Origin of the sequence: Kitasatospora sp. NPDC087861 (assembly GCF_044742585.1) — a bacterium.
Taxonomy (GTDB): domain Bacteria; phylum Actinomycetota; class Actinomycetes; order Streptomycetales; family Streptomycetaceae; genus Kitasatospora.
Genome location: NZ_JBIUUS010000099.1, coordinates 1 through 2,839 on the forward strand (window position 1 = coordinate 1; position 2,839 = coordinate 2,839).

General features: G+C 73.5%; 1 protein-coding gene. It reads right to left on the bottom strand.

Translation table 11 applies throughout. The annotated features are described in order from the left end of the window. A partial coding sequence (locus ACIOJE_RS41195) for an SDR family NAD(P)-dependent oxidoreductase (protein WP_400783819.1) occupies positions 1 to 2,839 on the bottom strand: 2,839 nt, incomplete at both ends.

The following is a 2,839-nucleotide window of genomic DNA, read 5'->3' on the forward strand; positions in this document are numbered from 1 at the left end:
GGGGCGGTGAGGCCGTTGGAGGCGCCGTCCTGGTTGACGGCCGAGCCGCGCAGCACCGCGAGGACCGGGTGGCCCAGGCGCCGGGCATCCGAGAGTCGTTCCAGGACGAGCAGGCCGACGCCCTCGCCCCAGCCGGTCCCGTCCGCGCCGGCGGAGAACGCCTTGCAGCGTCCGTCCGGGGAGAGCCCGCCCTGCCGGCTGAACTCCACGAACGTCCGGGGCGTCGCCATGACGGTGACGCCGCCCGCCAGAGCCATGGTGCACTCGCCGTTGCGCAGCGCGTTGGCGGCCAGGTGCATGGCGACCAGTGAGGACGAGCACGCGGTGTCGATCGTGACGGCCGGGCCTTCGAGCCCGAAGGTGTAGGAGATCCGGCCGGACGCCACGCTCGTCGTGTTGCCCGTGAGGAGATGCCCCTCGGTGCCCTGAGTGTCGTCGTCGAGCAACGAGACGTAGTCCTGGCTGTTGCCGCCCACGAAAACGCCGGTCCGGCTGCCGCGGAGGGACCGTGGGTCGATGCCGGAGCGCTCGAAGGTCTCCCACGCGGTCTCCAGCAGCAGCCGCTGCTGCGGATCCATCGCTCGCGCCTCACGTGGCGAGATGCCGAAGAACTCCGCGTCGAACTCCGCCGCGTCGTACAGGAATCCACCTGAGTCCGCAGTGCTGCCGCCCTGCGTGCCGACGTCCGGCCCCAGCAACGACGTGAGATCCCAGCCGCGGTCGGTGGGGAAGCCGGACACGGCGTCACCGCCCGCCACCAGGAGCTGCCACAGGTCCTCGGGGGTGCGCACCCCGCCGGGGAAGCGGCATCCGATGCCGACGACGGCCAGCGGCTCGCCGGACGCGGCGACCGGAGCCTGCCCGTCGTCATCCTGCGGGTCCTCGCCGAACAGCGTCATCAGGTGGGAGACCAGGCTGTCCGGGTTCGGGTAGTCGAAGACCAGCGTGGTCGGCAGCGGGACACCGAGAACGGCACCGAGACGGTTGCGCAGGTCCACCGCGGTGAGCGAATCGAAGCCGAGGTCACGGAACGCCCGGTCGGCGGCGACGCGGTCGGCCGTGGCGTGCCCCAGCACCGCAGCGGCCTCGGACGTGACCGTCGCCAGCAGCCGTGCCCGGCGCTCGGCGGCACCGAGCCCCGAGAACCGGTTCAGGTTCGTGGCCCGCGGCTCCTCGGCCGCACTCAGCTGCGCGCGCACCTCCGGCAGGCCGGAGAGCAGGGCACTGGGGCGCGCCGAGGTGAACAGGGGCAGGAAGCCCTCCCACTGCACGTCCGCCACGGTGTGGCACGGCTCGTCGTCGCCCGTCGCTCGTTCGAGCGCCGCGATCGCGAGATCCGGTTTGATCGGGGGCAGCCCGCGCCGGCGCATGTGCTCACCCGACTCGCCCTGGGCCATGCCCTCTCCCGCCCAGGGCCCCCAGGCCACCGAGGTCGCGGCAAGGCCACGGTCGCGGCGGTTGCGGGCGATCGCGTCGAGATGCGCGTTCGCCGCCCCGTACGCCGCCTGCCCGCCGGTGCCCCAGACACCGGACACCGAGGAGAACAGGACGAAGGCATCCAGCTCACGCTCGCCCAGCAGCTCGTCGAGATGGGTGGCGCCGGCGGTCTTCGCCCGCACGATCTCGGCGAACTCGTCGATCCCGAGGTCCGCGAGCGGTGTCAGCTGGCCCAGACCCGCGGCATGCACGACGGCGGTCAACGGCAGCTCCTGCGGCACCGCCGCCAGGAGATCCGCGACGGCCGCGCGGTCCGACACGTCACAGGCCGCGATGGTCACCCGCGCCCCCGCAGCGGACAGTTCCGCTTCCAGGGCGGCCGCACCCGCGGCTGCCGGCCCACTGCGGCCGACGAGCAGCAGGTGCTCGGCGCCGCGGCCGGCGAGCCAGCGCGCGACGTGCCCACCCAGCGCACCCGTGCCACCGGTGATGAGCACGGTGCCGCGCGGCTGCCACCGCGTACGGGCCGCCGGCGAGTCGTGCGGGGCACGGGTGAGGCGCCGGCCGAAGACCCCTGAAACCCGCAGGGCCAGCTGGTCCTCGCCACTCCCACCGGCCAGGAACGCGGGCAGCCGGGACAGCGTCCGCTCGTCGAGCGTGGCGGGCAGATCGACGAGTCCGCCCCAGCCGTCCGGCCATTCGAGCGCGACCGCGCGCCCCATCCCCCAGAACTGTGCCTGGGCCGGAGCGTGCACCGGTTCGGACCGGCCGATGGATACGGCCCCGCGGGTCAGGCACCACAGCGGCACGGTCGACCCGGCGCGCTGCAGGTTCTGCACCAGGGCGACCGTCGCGGCGAGCCCCCGGGACATCGTCGGGTGGGTGCCGTCGGGCTCGTCGTCGAAGGCCAACAGGGAGACCACACCGGCGACTTCGCCATCGTCGGCGGTGACGCGGTCCACCAGCCGGGGCTCGGCCCCGCCGTCACCCAGGGCGGCGAGAACCGCCAGGACATCGGGATGCCCATGCTGCGCGGCGGCCGCGACGACGAGCCAGGTACCGGACAGCCGGCGGACCTCGACGGTCAGCGGAGCCCAGGCGATGCGGTACCGCCAGGAGTCCACCACGGACTGCTCCCGGTGGCGGCGTCGCCAGTTGGCCAGCGCCGGCAACGCGTCGGAGAGCCGGCCGTGATCCTCGCCCAGCTCACGGGACAGCGCTGGGAGGTCCTGGCGCTCGACCGCGTCCCAGAAACGGGATTCGGCGGCATCGACGGTGGAGGCGTCACGCTGCGGCGTTCCGGACTGGTCGAGCCAGTAGCGGGTGTGTTGGAAGGGGTAGGTGGGGAGGGGGGTGCGTTGTGCGCCGGTGTTGGTGAAGTAGTGGTCCCAGTGGGGGTTTG